At 74.3% G+C, this 17,073-nt stretch carries 19 protein-coding genes; 7 read left to right on the forward strand and 12 right to left on the reverse strand.

Annotated features, from left to right (window positions below):
* Nucleotides 1-160 precede the first annotated feature (160 nt).
* Entirely contained in the window at nt 161-1,516 is a 1,356-nt protein-coding gene (locus AC0B9F_RS23380; RefSeq protein WP_472005631.1) for a M20/M25/M40 family metallo-hydrolase, read from the reverse strand.
* Nucleotides 1,517-1,649: 133 nt separating this feature from the next.
* Here AC0B9F_RS23380 and AC0B9F_RS23385 point away from each other — a divergent pair, with 133 nt between their 5' ends.
* Entirely contained in the window at nt 1,650-2,930 is a 1,281-nt protein-coding gene (locus tag AC0B9F_RS23385) for a geranylgeranyl reductase family protein (RefSeq protein ID WP_472005633.1), read from the forward strand.
* A 939-nt stretch (nt 2,931-3,869) separates the two neighbouring features.
* Here the strand turns inward: AC0B9F_RS23385 and AC0B9F_RS23390 are convergent.
* Entirely contained in the window at nt 3,870-4,319 is a 450-nt protein-coding gene (locus AC0B9F_RS23390; protein ID WP_472005635.1) for a nitroreductase family deazaflavin-dependent oxidoreductase, read from the reverse strand.
* A 131-nt stretch (nt 4,320-4,450) separates the two neighbouring features.
* Between AC0B9F_RS23390 and AC0B9F_RS23395 the strand changes: the two genes are divergently transcribed.
* Together AC0B9F_RS23395 and AC0B9F_RS23400 are read left to right on the forward strand one after the other, a co-directional pair.
* The gene (locus tag AC0B9F_RS23395) at nt 4,451-5,149 is read left to right on the forward strand and encodes a TetR/AcrR family transcriptional regulator (protein ID WP_472005637.1); all 699 of its coding nucleotides are present in this window, start codon (nt 4,451-4,453) and stop codon (nt 5,147-5,149) included.
* A gap of 73 nt (nt 5,150-5,222) precedes the next feature.
* Nucleotides 5,223-5,603, forward strand: coding sequence for a DUF1330 domain-containing protein (locus AC0B9F_RS23400; RefSeq protein WP_472005639.1), 381 nt, complete (start codon nt 5,223-5,225; stop codon nt 5,601-5,603).
* 4 nt (nt 5,604-5,607) lie between these two features.
* On the opposite strand, the gene AC0B9F_RS23405 is transcribed toward AC0B9F_RS23400, so the two are convergent.
* Nucleotides 5,608-5,937: a TfoX/Sxy family protein gene (locus AC0B9F_RS23405; protein WP_472005641.1), complete on the reverse strand. Its 330-nt coding sequence runs from the start codon at nt 5,935-5,937 to the stop codon at nt 5,608-5,610.
* Nucleotides 5,937-6,413, reverse strand: a complete 477-nt coding sequence (locus AC0B9F_RS23410) for an SRPBCC family protein (RefSeq protein ID WP_472005643.1) — start codon at nt 6,411-6,413, stop codon at nt 5,937-5,939. The genes AC0B9F_RS23405 and AC0B9F_RS23410 overlap by 1 nt, the downstream gene beginning before the upstream one ends.
* A 151-nt stretch (nt 6,414-6,564) precedes the next feature.
* Here AC0B9F_RS23410 and AC0B9F_RS23415 point away from each other — a divergent pair, with 151 nt between their 5' ends.
* Both AC0B9F_RS23415 and AC0B9F_RS23420 read left to right on the forward strand, forming a co-directional pair.
* Nucleotides 6,565-7,788 carry a sensor histidine kinase gene (locus AC0B9F_RS23415; protein WP_472005645.1) on the forward strand — a complete coding sequence of 408 codons (1,224 nt, stop codon included), beginning with the start codon at nt 6,565-6,567 and terminating at the stop codon, nt 7,786-7,788.
* Nucleotides 7,785-8,450, forward strand: a complete 666-nt coding sequence (locus tag AC0B9F_RS23420; RefSeq protein WP_472005647.1) for a response regulator — start codon at nt 7,785-7,787, stop codon at nt 8,448-8,450. Before AC0B9F_RS23415 ends, AC0B9F_RS23420 begins: the two co-directional genes overlap by 4 nt.
* Before the next feature lie 8 nt (nt 8,451-8,458).
* On the opposite strand, the gene AC0B9F_RS23425 is transcribed toward AC0B9F_RS23420, so the two are convergent.
* The gene (locus AC0B9F_RS23425; protein WP_472005649.1) at nt 8,459-8,704 is read right to left on the reverse strand and encodes a DUF6332 family protein; all 246 of its coding nucleotides are present in this window, start codon (nt 8,702-8,704) and stop codon (nt 8,459-8,461) included.
* Between the two features lie 72 nt (nt 8,705-8,776).
* Nucleotides 8,777-10,267: an MFS transporter gene (locus tag AC0B9F_RS23430; protein ID WP_472005651.1), complete on the reverse strand. Its 1,491-nt coding sequence runs from the start codon at nt 10,265-10,267 to the stop codon at nt 8,777-8,779.
* 86 nt (nt 10,268-10,353) lie between these two features.
* Here AC0B9F_RS23430 and AC0B9F_RS23435 point away from each other — a divergent pair, with 86 nt between their 5' ends.
* Nucleotides 10,354-10,749 carry a MarR family winged helix-turn-helix transcriptional regulator gene (locus tag AC0B9F_RS23435; RefSeq protein WP_472005653.1) on the forward strand — a complete coding sequence of 132 codons (396 nt, stop codon included), beginning with the start codon at nt 10,354-10,356 and terminating at the stop codon, nt 10,747-10,749.
* A gap of 42 nt (nt 10,750-10,791) precedes the next feature.
* Here AC0B9F_RS23435 and AC0B9F_RS23440 read toward each other — a convergent pair whose 3' ends face one another.
* From AC0B9F_RS23440 to AC0B9F_RS23460, 5 genes are all read right to left on the reverse strand, one after another.
* Nucleotides 10,792-11,532 (reverse strand): maleylpyruvate isomerase family mycothiol-dependent enzyme, encoded by a 741-nt coding sequence (locus AC0B9F_RS23440; protein WP_472005655.1) that lies wholly within the window; start codon nt 11,530-11,532, stop codon nt 10,792-10,794.
* A gap of 106 nt (nt 11,533-11,638) precedes the next feature.
* Nucleotides 11,639-12,091, reverse strand: a complete 453-nt coding sequence (locus tag AC0B9F_RS23445) for a VOC family protein (RefSeq protein ID WP_472005657.1) — start codon at nt 12,089-12,091, stop codon at nt 11,639-11,641.
* Nucleotides 12,092-12,138: 47 nt separating this feature from the next.
* Complete coding sequence (locus AC0B9F_RS23450; RefSeq protein WP_472005659.1) at nt 12,139-13,002, reverse strand: AraC family transcriptional regulator; 864 nt, start codon at nt 13,000-13,002, stop codon at nt 12,139-12,141.
* An 83-nt stretch (nt 13,003-13,085) separates the two neighbouring features.
* Nucleotides 13,086-13,592, reverse strand: a complete 507-nt coding sequence (locus AC0B9F_RS23455) for a DUF4232 domain-containing protein (RefSeq protein ID WP_472005661.1) — start codon at nt 13,590-13,592, stop codon at nt 13,086-13,088.
* Nucleotides 13,593-13,804: 212 nt separating this feature from the next.
* Nucleotides 13,805-14,656 (reverse strand): class I SAM-dependent methyltransferase, encoded by an 852-nt coding sequence (locus AC0B9F_RS23460; protein ID WP_472005663.1) that lies wholly within the window; start codon nt 14,654-14,656, stop codon nt 13,805-13,807.
* A gap of 136 nt (nt 14,657-14,792) precedes the next feature.
* Between AC0B9F_RS23460 and AC0B9F_RS23465 the strand changes: the two genes are divergently transcribed.
* Entirely contained in the window at nt 14,793-15,377 is a 585-nt protein-coding gene (locus AC0B9F_RS23465; protein ID WP_472005665.1) for a TetR/AcrR family transcriptional regulator, read from the forward strand.
* 338 nt (nt 15,378-15,715) lie between these two features.
* Here AC0B9F_RS23465 and AC0B9F_RS23470 read toward each other — a convergent pair whose 3' ends face one another.
* A complete protein-coding gene (locus tag AC0B9F_RS23470) occupies nt 15,716-16,942 on the reverse strand; it encodes an MFS transporter (protein ID WP_472005667.1) in 1,227 nt (408 codons plus the stop codon).
* Nucleotides 16,943-17,073 lie beyond the last annotated feature (131 nt).

Raw genomic sequence — 17,073 nt, forward strand, 5'->3', positions numbered from 1 at the left:
TACCGGGGCCCCGGTGTGGCAGGTCGCCGTCGCCCTCCCGCCGAGGCAGGACCGTCGGCCCGGAAGCTCGGCAGGAGGGAGACCGGGGGACGAACTCGGTGACGTCCCCGGGGTGGACGTGAGGGCCCCGCTCGGGGCCCTCCGCTGTGGGCTCCTCCGGTCAGCCGGCCGCGTAGTTGCGCAGGAACAGCGCCTCGGCGACGGACAGCCGCTCCAGTTCCTCGGGTGACACGCTCTCGTTGACGGCGTGGATCTGCGCCTCGGGCTCGCTCAGGCCGATCAGCAGGATCTCCGCCTGCGGGTAGAGCGCGGCGAGGGTGTTGCACAGCGGGATGGAGCCGCCCTGACCGGCGTAGCTCATCTCCTGACCCGGGTAGGCCACCGCCATCGCGTCGGCCATCGCCTGGTAGGCGGGGCTGGCGGCGTCGGCGCGGAAGGCCTGGCCTTGGCCGACCTGCTCGACCGCGACCCGGGCGCCCCACGGGGTGTGTGATTCCACGTGCGCCTGGAGCAGCTTGGTCGCCTCGGCGGCGTCCACGCCCGGCGGCACCCGCAGGCTGACCAGGGCGCGGGCGCTCGCCTGCACGGACGGCGTGGCGCCGACCACCGGCGGGCAGTCGATGCCGAGCACGGTGACGGCCGGGCGGGCCCAGATGCGGTCGGCGACCGTGCCCGACCCGATCAGCTCCACGCCGTCGAGCACCTTGGCGTCCTTGCGGAACTGCTCCTCGTCGTACTGGAGGCCCTCCCAGGCGGCGTCGCCGGACAGCCCGTCGACCGTGGTGGAGCCGTCCTCGGCGCGCAGCGAGTCCAGGACGCGGATCAGCGCGGCCAGCGCGTCCGGGGCGGCGCCGCCGAACTGGCCGGAGTGCAGATTGCCCGCCAGCGTGTCGACCTGCACGCGGACCAGGGTCATGCCGCGCAGGGTGGTGGTCACCGTCGGCAGGCCGACGCGGAAGTTGCCGGCGTCGCCGATGACGATCGTGTCCGCCCGCAGCAGCTCCGGGTGCTGTTCGGCGTAACGCTCCAGGCCGCCCGTGCCCTGCTCCTCCGAGCCCTCGGCGATGACCTTGACGTGGACGGGTATGCCGCCGTTCGCCTTCAGGGCGCGCAGCGCCAGCAGGTGCATGATCACGCCGCCCTTGCAGTCGGCGGTGCCGCGGCCGTACCAGCGGCCGTCGCGCTCGGTCAGCTCGAAGGGCGGGGTGGCCCAGCCGGCCTCGTCCAGCGGGGGCTGCACGTCGTAGTGGGCGTACAGCAGTACTGTCTTCGCGCCCTCGGGGCCGGGCAGGTAGCCGTACACCGACTGTGTGCCGTCCGGGGTGTCCAGCAGCGCCACGTCCGTGAAGCCCTCGGCGCCGAGCGCGTCCGCGACCCAGCGGGCGGCTTGCTCGCTCTCGCTCTTCGGGAACTGCGCGAAGTCCGCCACGGACTTGAAGGCCACCAGCTCGGCGAGTTCCGCCTTGGCCCGGGGCATCAGCGCGGCGACGGTCCCGGCGACCGGATGCGACGACATGGGCACGCTCCTCGTGGGTGCGACGTTCTACAGGTGAGTGCTGCCGATCCTCCCACAGCGGGCCGTGACGATCTCCGCCGTAGGATGCCTGTGGCAGCAGCGGCAGCGGCGTGATCGGGAGCGGTAAACCATCGTGAGCAGCGAGAACTCTTCGGCGGACGACGGGCGGCAGGTGTGGGACGTCGTCGTGGTGGGCGCGGGACCCGCGGGGGCCTCGGCCGCCTACGCGGCCGCGGTCGCGGGGCGGCGCGTGCTCCTGCTGGAGAAGGCGGAGCTGCCGCGCTACAAGACCTGTGGCGGCGGCATCATCGGCCCCTCGCGCGACGCGCTCCCGCCTGGGTTCGAGCTGCCACTGAAGGACCGCGTGCACGCGGTGACGTTCTCCCTGGACGGCCGTTTCACGCGCACCCGGCGTTCCCGGCAGATGCTGTTCGGGCTGATCAACCGGCCCGAGTTCGACCAGCAGCTCGTCGAGCACGCGCTAAAGGCGGGCGCCGAGCTGCGCACCGGCGTCACCGTGCAGCGGGTCGAGCAGCACGGCGCGGCCGTCCCGGACCGGCGCACGGTCGCCGTCGTACTCCAGAGTGGCGAGACGCTCCTCGCCCGCGCGGTGGTCGGCGCCGACGGCAGCGCCAGCCGGATAGGGGCGCACGTGGGGGTCAAGGTCGACCAGGTCGACCTCGGCCTGGAGGCGGAGATCCCCGTGCCGGAGACCGTCGCCGAGGACTGGAAGGGGCGGGTGCTGATCGACTGGGGCCCGCTGCCCGGCAGTTACGGCTGGGTGTTCCCGAAGGGGGACACGCTGACGGTCGGTGTGATCTCGGCGCGCGGCGAGGGCGCCGCGACCAAGCGCTATCTGGAGGACTTCATCGGCCGGCTCGGCCTCGCCGGTTTCGAGCCGGGCATCTCCTCCGGGCATCTGACCCGCTGCCGCGCCGACGACTCGCCGCTCTCGCGCGGGCGGGTGCTGGTGTGCGGGGACGCGGCCGGGCTGCTGGAGCCGTGGACCCGCGAGGGCATCTCCTTCGCGCTCCGCTCGGGCCGGCTGGCGGGGGAGTGGGCGGTACGGATCGCCGAGGCGCACGACGCGGTGGACACCCGGCGCCAGGCCCTGAACTACGCGTTCGCCGTCAAGGCCGGACTCGGCGTCGAGATGGCCGTCGGCAAGCGGCTGCTGGCCGCCTTCGAGCGGCGCCCCGGCCTCTTCCACGCCGCCCTGACCGGCCTGCGCCCGGCCTGGCGGGCGTTCGCGGACATCACCCGCGGCTCCACGACCCTCGGCGAGATGGTCCGCACCCGCCCGATCGCCCAACGCACCCTGAACGCCCTGGACCGCCGGCAGACGGCCTCGGCGGAGACGGACTCCGCGGAGCCCGCCGATTCCGCGGAACCCGCGGAGTCCGCGGACTCTTGAGGGGTTCCGCGGGGCGCGGGGCCGAGCGCGGTGGGACCGCGGGGCGGGCGTGGTGTCGGCTCTGGCGGTGACGCGTGAGAGCGCCAAGGCAGGGTGGCGTCAGCGCTGAGGTGACGTGGCCCTGGGTGGCCGGGAGGCCGGGAGCGGGTCGGCTGCCGCCGGATGCGTGTGGCTTGGGGCCGGGGCCCGGGGAGGTCATGGCTTGCTCCGAGGTCGGGTTCGGCCGGCGGAGGGTGTCTCAGCGTTGGGTCGACGCGACCTTGGGTGGCCGGGAGGCCGGGAGCGGGTCGGCTGCCGCCGGATGCGTGTGGCTTGGGGCCGGGCCCGGGGAGGTCAGGGTTGCTCCGAGGTCGGGTTCGGCGGGCGGAGGGTGTCTCAGGGCTGAGTCGACGCGACCTTGGGTGACCGAGGAGTGGTCGGCTGCTGCCGGAGCTGCCGGAGCTGCCGGAGCTGCCGGAGCTGCCGGAGCTGCCGGAGCTGCCGGAGCCGCCGGAGCCGCCGGAACCGCCGCAGTTGCCGGGCCGGGCAGCCGGGGGACGGTAAGGCCTGCCGATGACGCCGGGGCCAGGGGGCCCACGGCAGCCACGGGAGCCACGGAAGTGGCGGCGGTGTCGCCGCTGGGCTGATGCCGGGCCGGGCGGCCGAGGGCCGGGGGCCGGTCGACCTGTCGATGACGCCGGGGCCCAGGAGCCCAGGAGTCCACGGCAGCCACGGAAGTGGCGGCGGTGTCGCCGCTGGGCTGATGCCGGGCCGGGCGGCCGAGGGCCGGGGGCCGGCCGACCCGCCGATGACGCCGGGGCTCAGGGGCCCGGGAGTCCACGGCAGCCACGGGAGTGGCGGCGATGTCTCCGCTGGGGCGACGCCGGGCCCTGATGGCCCGGGCGGCCCGGAGGGCCCCGGCGGCCGCCGGGTTCGCGGGCGGCCCGGCGGCCGGTCGGGTCAGCTCGTGAGCGTGACGCGGAAGACGGGGTGGTCGGGGGCGATCCGGCGCAGCTCGGACTCGGGGGAGTCCGGGCCGACCCCGTTGAAGAAGACGCCGACCTCGGCCTTCCAGCGCTTGAGGTAGGCGCGCAGGATCGGCGCCTTGTCGTCGTCGGCGACCTCCGCCGCGGTGAACTCGTCGACCTGCTTGCCGAGTCGCAGCTCACCGCCGCCCGCCGTGCGCATGTTGCGCGTCCACTGCACATGCCCGCGCGGGGCGACGAGGTAGTGGGCGCCGTCCACCGTGAGCAGATTGACCGGGGTGGTGCGCCACTCGCCGCTCTTGCGGCCGCGGACGGCGAGCACCCGTGAACCCCACACGCTGAGCCCTCGGCCGGTCAGCCAGGCGACCGCGCGGTTGAGGACGTTGACGGTGAACCAGCCGGGCTTGCGGACGTGTGCGGACATGACAGCCTCCAGGAACCAAATCCGTGAGCGGTGCTCTCGCTCGGCATCAGTCTTGCGCGATCGGCGATCCAAAGCAAGAGCGGTGCTCACAATTATGGGCACCGCTCTCTCTCCGTGGCAGACTGGTCGGTATGAGCAGCGACATCGCACGCGGCGCCCGGGCCCGGGCCAGGATCGAGATCACCGCCGCCATCAAGGACGAGGCGCGCAGACAGCTGGCCGAGGGAGGGGCCGCCAATCTCTCGCTGCGGGCGGTCGCCCGCGCCCTCGGTATGGTCTCCTCCGCCCTCTACCGCTACTTCCCCAGCCGCGACGACCTGCTGACCGCGCTCATCATCGACGCCTACGACTCCCTCGGCGAGGCGGCCGAGTCCGCCGCCGCGTCGGTCGCCGACGCCCCGCCCGGCCGCCGCTGGACGGCGGTCTGCGAGGCCGTACGCCACTGGGCGCTGGCGCACCCGCACGAGTACGCCTTGATCTACGGCTCGCCCGTGCCCGGCTACAGCGCGCCGATGACGACCGTGCCGCCGGCCGCGCGGGTCGGCCGCCTGTTCTTCGCGATCACCGGTGACGCCCACCGCGCGGGCGGCCTGACCGAGCCGCCCCTGCCGGCCGCGCTGCGCGGCGAGGCCGCCCGCATGGCCGCCGACCTCGCCCCCGACCTTCCCCCCGAGACGGTGGCTGCCCTGGTCGCGGCCTGGGCGCAGCTGTTCGGACTGGTGAACTTCGAGCTGTTCGGCCAGTTCAACCGGGTCGTGGAGGAGCGTGAGGAGTTCTTCCGGCAGGCATCGCTCCGGCTGGCGGAGGGAGTGGGCCTGCCGCTTACCTGAGAGGTCATCGACCCCGGGGCGGCCCCCTGCCACGATCGTGCGTGTCGGCAGCCCGAGGAGACCGGAGGACGTCATGACCGCCTACGTGATCGGCCATCTGCAGGAGGCCGCGCCGCGCCCGGAGATCGCCGAGTACATCGAGCGCATCGGCGCCACGTTCGCGCCGTACGGGGGGCGTTTCCTGGTGCATGCCGCGCAGCACGAGGTGAAGGAGGGCAGCTGGCCGGGCCACGTCGTGGTGATCGGCTTCCCCGGCATGGCGGAGGCCCGCGCCTGGTGGGACTCGCCCGCCTACCGGGAGATCGCCCCCTTGCGCTCCCGGCACATCGAGGGCGACATCATCTTCGTCCCGGGCGTCCCCGAGACCTACGACCCGACGGCGACGGCCCGGGCGATGCGGGAGGGGATGGCGGCGCGGCAGGCCGGGCGCACCTCCCCGGCACCTGGCCGGTGAGCCCTCACTTGGGCGGCAGGCCCGCCGCGAAGGCCCGCCCCTCGCCGACCCACCGCGCGAGCGCGTCGTCCCCGGCCACGGACGGGCCGGCCACCACCACCCAGCCCCGCATCGGCCGGCCGGACATGTCGAAGAGCCGTGCCCCCGGCCGGGCCAGTGCGGCGTCGGTGGCGTCCGGGCCGACCCGTACCAGCAGGTCGTCGCCGGTCACCGCCACGGCCATGTTGCCGCTCAGCAGGAAGGCCAGTCCGCCGAACATGCGTTTCTCGGCGAGTTCCGGCTCACCGCCCAGCAGCCCCCGGACCCGCTCGGCCAGTTCTTCGTCGTACGCCATCAGGCGCCTCCGTCCGCGCCGGTCAGACGGTGTTCGTCGGTCACCCGGCGTTCGAGGTCGCGCAGGTCCTTGGCGAGGGAGGAGCGGACCTGCCGGGCCAGCAGGGGTGCGGCGAGCCGGAGCAGGCCGCCGGGACCGCCGCGGACCCGGATGGCGGCCAGCGTGCCGCGCGGGTCGGGCGCGAAGGAGTACGTGACGTGCATCGGCATGGGCCCGGCCACGGAGACCATGTCCAGCGTCCGTGGCGGCTCGTACGCGGCGACGCGCAGCGCGTAGTCGATGCGCCGCCGCAAGAAGTACGCCGTGCGGGTCACCTCGGCACCCGCGCCGAAGCCGCCCACCCCGGCCGGCCTGGTGAGCTCGGCCCGGCGGATGCCCTGGGTCCAGCGGCTGTCGTTGCGCCAGTCCATCGCATAGGCGGCCACCTGCTCGGGCGGCAGCGGCATCGTGCGCCGCACCGTCACGTCGATCGTCATCGTGGCACCACCTCACCGCGCCGGGAGCCTGCTTCCAGGATGGCCGCACCGCACCCCGTCCGCTGTGCCGGCGGCGTACTTCCCGGGGAGTACGTGTGATCACCTCGCCCGGCTGACGCCCGCGGGCGCGCGAGGCGTCTAGCGTGACGGCATGGAGCGAGAGCGCGTGCGCGGCGGCCCGCCGCAGTGGTGGCGGCACGGGCCGCCGTGGGCGGGCCGGCGGGACGACGCGGACCACCGCACTCACTGGCCCTGGCCGTCCACCCTGATCGTCACCGCCGTCGTGCTGGCCGGCTCGCACTTCGCCGCGCACCAGCAGCACGGCGGACGGGCCCCGCTCGACACGTTCGCCCGCGTGCTGCTCGTCGTCGCGGCGGGGCTGCTGCTGTGGCGCAAGCGGTACCCGGTGGCGGTCGTCTTCGGCACGTCCGCCGCCACCATGGTCTACCTGGGCGCCGGGTATCCGTACGGCCCGGTGTTCCTCACCGTCGCCGTGGCCTGCTTCAACGCGATCCTGGCCGGGCGCCGGTGGGCCGCATGGTCGGCCGTCGGGATGCTGTGGGCCGGTCATGTGGTCATCGCGCACTGGCTCTACCGGTGGCTGCCGCCCTCCGGGGACGCGGCCGCCCCCTGGGGCCAGGAACTCGTCGTCGCCGCCTGGGTGGTGGCGATCGCCGCCGTCGCCGAACTCGCCCGCGCCCGGCGCGAGCAGTGGGCGCGCGAGCGCGCCGAGCGGGCGCAGGCCGCGAAGCGGCGCGCCGACGAGGAGCGGCTGCGCATCGCCCGCGAACTGCACGACGTCCTCGCCCACAGCATCTCCGTGATCAACGTGCAGGCCGGTGTCGGTCTGGCCCTGCTGGACTCCGACCCCGAACAGGCCCGTCAGGCCCTCACCACCATCAAGGCGCAGAGCAAGGAGGCCCTCGGCGAGGTGCGCCAGGTCCTCGGCACCCTGCGCACCCCCGGAGCCGCGCCGCGGGCGCCCGCGCCGGGCCTGGACCGGCTGCCGGAACTGGTGGAACAGGCCGCGAGCGCCGGCCTCACCGTCGACGTCGCCGGCGCCGCCCCGCCGCTCGCCCCGGGCGCCGACCTCGCCGCGTTCCGCATCGTCCAGGAGGCCCTCACCAACGTCGTACGGCACTCCCGGTCGCGGCACGCGCGCGTGCGGCTCGACCACGACGGGCGCGCGCTGCGGCTGCGGATCGACGACGACGGACCGGCGTCCGGCGCGGACGCGGGCGGCGGCGGCAACGGGCTGGCCGGCATGCGGGAGCGGGCCGCCGCGCTGGGTGGCACGATCGACGCGGGGCCGCGCCCCGACGGCGGCTGGCGGGTGCTGGCCGAACTGCCCCTGAACGTCAAGGAGGACCGGTGATCCGCGTACTGCTCGCCGACGACCAGTCGCTGGTCCGCGCGGGCTTCCGGGCGCTGCTCGACGCCCAGCCGGACATCGAGGTGGCCGGGGAGGCCGCCGACGGGGAGCAGGCGGTGCGCGCGGTCGCCGAACTGCGGCCCGACGTGGTCCTGATGGACATCCGCATGCCGCTGCTGGACGGTCTCGCCGCCACCCGCCGCATCACGGACGACGAGCGGCTGGTGGAGGTGAGAGTGGTCATGCTGACCACCTTCGAGCTCGACGAGTACGTCTTCGAGGCGCTGCGCGCGGGCGCTTCCGGCTTCCTGGTCAAGGACACCGAACCGGCCGAACTCCTGCGCGCGGTACGGGCGGTGGTCGCCGGCGACGCGCTGCTGTCGCCGGGGGTGACGCGGCGGCTGATCGCCGAGTTCGCCGCCCGGTCCAAGGAACCCGCGACCGCGAAGACGCTGTCCCGGCTCACCGAGCGGGAGCGGGAGGTGCTCGCCCTGGTCGGCCTCGGCCTGTCCAACGACGAGATCGCCCGGCGCCTGGTGGTCAGCCCGCTCACCGCGAAGACCCACGTCAGCCGCACCATGGTGAAGCTGGGCGCCCGCGACAGGGCCCAACTGGTCGTGCAGGCCTACGAGTCGGGGCTGGTCCGGCCGGGCTGGCTGGGCTGAGCCCGGCCCTACGGCTGCCGGAACCGCAGCAGCACGCTGACGACGCGGGCGAAGAACAGTACGGGTGCGGTGATCTCCCCGGCCCGGACCAGCAGCACTTCGGCCGTCCTCGGCAGGTCGAACAGCAGCGCCGGGCCGGCGACCGCCCCGAACACGACGGCCGCCGCGAACGCCGCGCTGCACAGCGCGTACCCGATCTCCACCGTCGCCGCGTCCTGCTCGGCCTTGGTACGCCGTCCCCCGTAGTGCTCCATACGGCGAGTCAAACAGCCGGGCGCCCGGCGGGCAAGCAACCCACCGGGCATCCGGGTTCCGAGATGTTCTCCCTAGTCGCGGACCGGGACGCGGTCCGTCTTCGCCTCCGCCACGGTGGACCGGGCGACCACGACCGAGTGCTGCGGGCGGCGCTTCCCCAGGCCGGTCAGGCTGATCAGGAGTCCGACGAGGGCGACGCCCGTCGCCACCATGAACCCGGGCCGGTAGCTGTCCAGGATGGCCTGCCCGGTGGCGTGGGCCGGGGTGTGCGCGGTGACCACGGCCGTCACCACGGCGAGGAAGATCGCGCCGCCCACCTGCACCGACGTGTTCAGCAGACCGGAGACCATGCCCTGCTCGTGGTCCTCGACCCCGTTGGTGGCCTGGATGTTGAGCGAGGGGAAGACCAGGGCGCACGCGGCCCCGATGAGCAGCATCGACGGCAGGATCGCCACCGCGTACACCGGGTCCAGGTCGACGTTCAGGAACAGGCCGTAGCCGACGACCATCAGCGCGAAGCCCGCCGGGATGAGCCGCCGGGTGCCGAACCGGTCGACGATCGAACCCACCTTGGTGGAGGACACCGCCACCAGCGCGCCGGCCGGCAGGAAGGCCAGCGCGGTGTGCAGCGCGGACCAGCCCAGCAGGGACTGCATGTACAGCGTGGTCAGGAACTGGAAGCCGACGTAGGAGCCGAAGAAGGCCACCGCGCCGAGCTGGGCGCGCACCTGGTTGCCGGAGCGCAGCACCCCGAGCCGCACCAGCGGTCCGGCCGAGCGCCGCTCGACCACCACGAACGCGGTCAGCAGCACCACCACCGCGAGGAACGACAGCAGGGTGCGCGCCGACGCCCAGCCGGCCTCGGGGGCCTGGACGACGGTGAAGACCAGCAGCAGCATCGAGGCGGTGCCGAGGACGGCGCCGGGGATGTCGTAGCCCTGGTGGTTCTCCTCGCGGGCGCTGCGCGGCAGCAGCTTCAGGCCGGCGACCAGCGCGATCAGGGCGATGGGTGCGGGCAGCAGCATGGTCAGGCGCCAGCTGGCCTCGGTGAGCAGCCCGGACAGGACCAGGCCCATGGAGAAGCCGGTGGCCGCGCAGGTGGTGTAGATGGACAGGGCGCGGTTGCGCAGCGGGCCCTCGGGGAACGTCGTCGTGATGATCGACAGGCCGGCCGGCGCGGTGAAGGCGGCGCTCAGGCCCTTGATGAAGCGGCTCGCGATCAGCAGCGGACCGGAGTCGACCAGACCGCCCAGCAGTGAGGCGAGCGCGAACACGCCGAGCGCGACCAGGAACACCTGACGCCGGCCCAGCAGGTCGGCGGTGCGTCCGCCGAGCAGGAGCAGACCGCCGTAGCCGAGGATGTAGCCGCTGACGATCCACTGCAGGGTGGAGGTGGACAGATGCAGGTCGGCGCCGATGGAGGGCAGGGCCACACCGACCATCGACACGTCGAGCGCGTCGAGGAACATCGCGGCGCAGAGCACCAGCAGGGTGCCCCACAGCCGGGGCGTCCAGCGCACCGTCGAAGACGGGGACGCGGAGGGGATGAGCGGAGAGGTCATGACCGGGACTCTTCCATGCGCATGCATTCAATGCAAGCGCATTTAATTACGGTGCAATGAAATCTCTTCTCTGTTACGGTGCGGTCATGGCGGCGAAGAAGGCCGAACAGGCGCTCGTGGAACAGTGGCGGGAGATCCTCGCGCTGCACGCCCGCACCCAGTGCGAACTGGACCGTGCGCTCGGCGGGCACGGCCTGTGCGCCAGCGACTTCGAGGTGCTCGACGTCCTCGCAGAGGGCGCGACGGCGGACGGCTCCCGCGCCTGGCGCGTCCAGGAGATCGCCGACCGTGTCCACCTCAGCCAGAGCGCGCTGTCCCGGCTCGTCGCGCGGCTGGAGAAGGACGGCCTGGTGGACCGCGCGCTGTGCGCGGAGGACCGGCGGGGCGTACGTGTCGCCCTCACCGACAAGGGCCGCACGCTGCACGACGAGGTACGGCCGGTGCAGCGCGCGGTGCTGACGAGGATGCTCGCCGGCGACTGACCGCCGGGCTCGCACGTTCCCGGACGGCCGGCGGCCCCGCGATCAGGTGATCGCCGACGTCTCCTCCCACAGGGCCGCCAGCGCGGGGTCGCCCGTCACGGACGGCACCGGGACACGGTTCCACAGCGCCAGGTACAACTGCTCGGCCGGACCGGCCAGTTCGGTCTCCGCCTCGCCGGATGCCCCGGGCACGGCGACGGGCGGCTCCTGCGACAGCCGTACGGTCCACACCGCGTCGTCCGTGTCCGTCGCGCGCACGCGCAGGACCCGCGGCTCCTCGGTGCGCACCCGGCTCTTGCGCCGGGCGTGGAAGCCGCGCAGCAGCTCGTCGATGCCGTCCGCCGCGAAGCGGGCGCCGATCGGGGTGGGCGTGCCCCCGCGCGCGGACTCGGCGTCGTAGCGGTGGATCGCCGTCTCGTGCGCCTGCCGGCGGGCCCAGAAGGCCGGCGGGGAGGTGAGCGGGGTGGGCAGGAAGGTCCAGGCCGGCGCGTCCGCCGGGGCCGACGCGAGGGTGTCGACCAGGTGGCGGTGGCTGTCCCGGTACCAGCGCAGCAGCTCCGCGCCGTCCAGCTCCGGCTCGGCGTCGATGGGCCGCGGCTCGGTGATGCCCTCGGCGACGAACCGGGCCGCCCAGCGGTGCACGGCACCCGTGTGCCGCAGCAGGTCCCGCACCTGCCAGCCGGGGCAGGCCGGCACCTTCGCCTGCGGCCCCGCCTCCTCTGCGGCCGCGGCCAGCAGGGCGCCCTCGCGGCGCAGGATGTCCACGAACTCGGCTGTCTCCATGACAGGGAGTGTGCCGGATAGGGCGGGCTCGGAGGCATGCCCGCCCGAGTGGTGGACCGTGCGCCGTGGTGCGTCCGCACGCCCGGCCGGAGGCGGTGAGGCGGCGTCAGCGCGGCTCGCCGGGATAAGTGCCGAAGTTCCACAGGTTGCCCTCGGGGTCGCGGGCGGCGAAGTCGCGGGAACCGTAGTCGGTGACGTGCAGCTCGGAGACGATCTCGGCGCCGGCCGCCTCGGCACGCGCGTACACCGCGTCCGGGTCGGCCGTGACGACGTACGCGCCGAAGGAGCCCGGCTGGAAGTGCCACGCGTCCTGCTTCGCGTCCGGGCGCAGTGAGCCCAGCATCACGCCGCCGCCCTCCGGCCAGGCCAGCTCCGCGTGCTGCACCAGGCCGCCGTCGTCACTGTCGTGGACGACGGTCTCCCGGAAACCGAAGGCGTCCACCAGGAAACGGATGAGGGCGCGCGCGTCCCGGGCGCGCAGGGTCGGCCAGACCTGGGGCGCGGGCGGGCTCGGCGCGGTACCGGCCGGGGCGGTCGTGGTCTGCGGGTTCGTGCTCATGGCGGTGGTTCCCTTCGGTGCGTCTCGTGGTGCCGGCACCTTCAGGATCAGCCGGGCGGGCCGTACCCGGCTTGGATGTTTCGGAACTCCCGGGCGAGCCACACGCTCGGGGCGCAGGACGCCAGGGCGGTGAACTCGCGGTCCAGGTGCGACTGGTCCGCGTACCCGAGGTCGGCGGCCAGGCCGGCGAGGTCGGGCCGGTGCGGGCGGGCGGCGAGCCGGCGCCGGGCCCGGTCGAAGCGGGCGACCCGGGCCGCGGCCTTCGGCGTGAGACCGATCTCCTGGCGGAAACGGGTGCGCAGATGCCGGTCGCTCCAGCCGACCTCGGCGGCGAGCGCGTCGATCCGCACCCGGCCGCCGTCCGCGAGCAGCCGCCGCCACGCCCGGACGACCTCGGGCGCGACCACGGGCGCCTGCCCGCTGTGCCGGGCCAGGCGGCGCAGCAGCCAGTCGTCGACGACGGCGAAGCGGGCCGGCCAGTCGGCCGCCGAGCGCAGCCGCTCGTGCACCTCGGTCACTTCGGCGCCCAGCACGTCGTCGGCGTGCACGTCCGCACCGGCCAGCTCACCGGCCGGCAGCCCCAGCAGCAGCCGGGCGCCGAGGGGACTGAGGGCCACCTGAATGCCGGACTGGCGGCCGGGCACGGCGATGTGCGCCGGCGCCAGGTGCAGTCCGCCCAGCAGCGTCGCGTAGTCACCTCCGGGCGACCGCGGATCGGGATGCGCGGCGATGCTGAGCGGCTCGTCGAGGGTGAGGATCAGGGTCAGCCACGGCGACGGCAGCCCGAGGTGCCGGCCGTGCGGGACGCCGCGCTGACGGTAGCCCGAGTACCAGCCCACCAGGCCGCGCAGCGGGGCTGCCGGGGCGGTGTGCAGGGCCTCGTCCACGGGGCCGGTCGACTCGGACGCCATGGAGCCATTGTCCTGCGGATTGCGGATTGCGGGGTCTGAGTAGGGAGTGCGGTGGGTGATGGGTGATGGATGGTGGATCGCGGTCAGTGCGATGCGGGCGTGACCGTGAAGACGTTCGAGCAGACGCGGAGCGACGCGGGGACCAGGAGAGCCTGGTGCGAGCCGGGCGGGTAGACCCGCAGATACGAGCCGGTGGGCCGGCAGGCGCCGCCGATCGGGCCGTTGGTCGTGTGCAGCACGGCGCTGACCGTCTGCGCCGGACGCAGCGTCACCGTCGTGAACGACTGCCCGGTACGGGTCGCGGCCGGTCCGATCTGCCGGTGGGCGACGTCCAGCACGCTCACGCCGGGGTAGCCGCGCAGGGTGCAGGAGCCGGTGCCGGTGTTGGTGAACCGTATGGGCCAGTACAGCTGACCGGCGCCGTGGTCCTGGCGTCCGGTGGAGAGGTACAGGTTGCTCGCGGCGCACGTGGGCGCCGCGGCGCTGGCCGGCTGCGCGGCCATGGCAACGGCGGCCGCACCGCTCGCGACGACCGCGGCCGCGAGCCCGGCGGCGGCCAGCTTGCGGGGGAGGGGGAGAGAGAGTGGCATGACACGACACCTCCATGATGTGTGTCGGCGGCGTCGAGAACACTGTGCCTCTACAGCCGCTGAAGCCGGAAATGGGTTGTCTACTCCTTGAGACACCTATGGGCCGGGTTGGGTTGCACCCGAATCCGTACGACCGCTCGTGCTCTCCCGCACGATGAGCTACTGATCCTCGAGCTCCTGATCGTCGGTCCGGCCCTGTGCTGCGGCGCCGCTCAGGCGGCCGGGCGGTCCGCCGTGACCAGCCAGCACGTGCTGCGCAGGCGCACCGTGCCGTCCGCAGTCTCGTGTTGGCGCAGATGGGCGGTCAGCGCACTGTGGGCGCGGGCCCTGGCGGTCGCGTCGGCCTGCTCCAGCAGGTGGCGGCCGGGGCCCGTGCCCAGCAGGAACTCCGCCGCGTCCTCGGCGCCGGTCCCCCACGTTCCGTAGGCCTGCACCTGCCGGACCTCCACAGCGAGGAAGCCGGCGGCGCTGAGGACGGCGCGGATGCGGTCCGGTGCGGCCAGGGAGAACATCCCGGGCAGCCCCGGCGCCCCGAAGTCCCCGACGGGCAGCAGGCCGCGCAGTGACGCGATCGCCGCCACCCAGTCGTTGAGCGGGGCGTCGGCCGGGCAGACGAACGCCAGCCGTCCGCCGGGGCGCAGCGCCCGGCCGACGTTGCCGAAGGCGGCTGCCGGGTCGGCGAAGAACATCACCCCGTAGCGGCTGATCGCCGCGTCGTGGCTCCCCGCCTCGAAGGGGTGGACCTGTGCGTCGCCCTGGACGAAGGAGACGTTGGTGACGCCCTCCCGCTGGGCGCGGTCCCGCGCGGCGGCCAGCATCGGGCCGGACAGGTCGAGACCCGTCGCATGCCCGCGCGTCACTCGCAGCGCCGCGAGTCGTGTGCTCTGCCCGGAGCCGCAGCCGAGGTCGAGGACCCGGTGGTCGGCGGAGATGCCGGCGGCGTCGAGGAGTGGCTCGTTGAAGCCCTGGTTCACGGCGTTCCAGCGGTCCTGGTGGTGGGCCCAGTGGGCGCCCTCCGGGCCGTTCCACGCCTGCGCCTGCTCGGTGTTGACGATGTGCGGCACGGTGCCTCCTGCGCTCGAGGACGGAGAATGGGCGTATGCCCAAACAGTATGGGCATACGCCCAGACTGGCAATGCCGGTTACGATCCGAGCGGTTGCGCCGCGGGAGGGCGCGGCGGCGCGAAGGAAGAGGGGTTCATGTCACCGCGTGGAGTGGCGACGCCGGACGTGCGCGAGCGGCTGTTCGCGGCGGCGGAGCGCGTCGTGGAGAGGGACGGGCCGGGCGCGCTCACCAGCCGGGCCGTCACCACCGAGGCCGGCTGCGCCAAGGGTCTGCTGCACGCGCACTTCGCGGGGCTGGACGAGTTCGTGGCCGAGCTGTGCCTCGACCGGTTCGCGCGTACGGCGGCGCGGGCGCGGGCGCTGTCCGGACGCGTCGGCCATGACACCGTGGTGGGAAACCTCAGCGCCGTCGCCCTGGCCCTCTTCGACTCCGGCGGCCCGGCCATCTCCGGGCTGGCCATGACGCGCCCCGCCGCGGCGCTGCGCATCCGCCAGGCTCTGGAGGGCGGGGCGCCCGGCTTCAGCGCGATCCAGCAGTGCATCACCGGCTACCTGGAGGCGGAGCGGCGGCTCGGCCGGGTGCCGGACACCGTCGACCCGGAGACGGCGGCCCTCGCCGTCGTCGGCACCGCGCACCACCTGCTGATGACCAGCTGGCCGGGCGCCCCGGACCCACGGGCGCCGATGGAACGGCTGGTGGCGGCGTTGGTGGGCGGCTAGGCCCAGGCGGCGCGGGGCCGGGCCCGGCGACTCCGGCGGCCCCGGGGACCCCGTGTCTTGGTGTATGTCGCCGGGTGCGGGTGCGGGTGCGGGTACGGGTGCGGGTACGGGTCGTGGGTGGCTGGTCGCGCAGTTCCCCGCGCCCCTGAGGGGGTTGCAGGCGTCGGTCGCTGGCATGGTGCCGTCGGGACGTGGGGTGCGTTGCCGGGTGCGGGTCGTGGGGGGCTGGTCGCGCAGTTCCCCGCGCCCCTGAGAGGGAGCCGGGGGACACTCGACAGCCCCTCACACCCCGCGGGCCCGCGCGCCCCTCGACGGGCCGCCTCCGACACCCGCCCGGGTCAGTGGACCGCCGGCCCTCGCGTCGCGAAGCCGACCGCCGCCGCGACCGCTGCCAGGACCGCCACGCTCGTCAGGGCCGTGGGCAGGGAGAACCAGTCGGCCATGAAACCGATCGCCGGCGGCCCGAGGAGCATGCCGCCGTAGCCGAGGGTGGAGGCGACGGCGACACCGCTGGGACCCGCGAGCGTGCCCGCCCGTTCGACCGCGACCGGGAAGAGGTTGGCGAGACCGAGCCCGGTCACGGCGAAGCCCAGCAGGGCGGCCCAGGTGGACGGCGCGAGCGAGCCGAGGAACATCCCGGCGGCCGCGGTGGCGCCGCCCGCGACGATGGTGCGGGTGCGGCCGAGCCGTTCCAGCAGGGTCGTCCCGCTCAGCCGGCCGAGTGTCATCGCCAGCGCGAAGCAGGAGTAGCCGGCCGCGGCCACCCCGGCCGAGGCGCCGAGGTCCTGCTCCAGGTGGAGAGCTCCCCAGTCGGCCATGGCGCCCTCGCCGTAGGCGGTGCACAGCGCGATCAGCCCGAAGACGACGACCAGCCCCCGGGTGCGCCGACCGGTGCGCCGCCGACCGGGCGCCTCGCCGTGCCCCGCGTCGGCCTCCCCGTCCGCCGCGGCCTGCGGCACCAGGCCGCCGTACCGCAGCAGTGGCCGGCCCGCGACGCCCGTCATGACCAGCCCGACGACCGTGAGGCCGAGCAGGTGCTGCGTCGGGGTGAACCGTCCCGCCAGCAGGCCGCCGAGCCCCGCGCCGACCATGCCGCCCAGGCTGAAGGCCGCGTGGAAGCTCGGCATGACCGGCCGTCGCAGTACCGCGATCAGGTCGACCGCCGCACTGTTGAAGGCGACGTTGATGCCGCCGTACGCCGCGCCGAAGACCAGGAGGACCGCTCCCAGCGTCGGCGCCGAGTGGGTGAGCGGGGGCAGGGCCACGCTGAGGGAGAGCAGGACGGCGCAGACGAGCGTCACGCGGTGGCTGCCGTAGCGGCGGCACAGCCGGCCGGTCAGCGTCATCGTGATCACGGCGCCGGCGGAGACGCCGAGGAGTGCGAGGCCCAGACCGCTCGCGGAGGCGCCGGTCTGGTGCTTGATGGCGGGGATGCGCACGACCCAGCCGGCGAAGACGAAGCCGTCGAGGGCGAAGAAGGCGGTGAGGGCGATACGGAGTCGGGTGAGAGGGAGCTGGTGACCCGGCACGGCGTTGTGCGGACGGGTTTTGTTTATTTGCGGCACAAAGTCAGGCTAGAAGCCCGCGCCGGGCGGGGCAAGGGGTGGCGGGGCGGGGCGTCCCCACGGCCCGCACATGGTCCGCAGGCGCACCAGAGGCCACCTGCTCCCGCCCGCCCCGCCGGTCTGACCAGCCA

Source organism: Streptomyces sp. NPDC097129, from assembly GCF_055668065.1.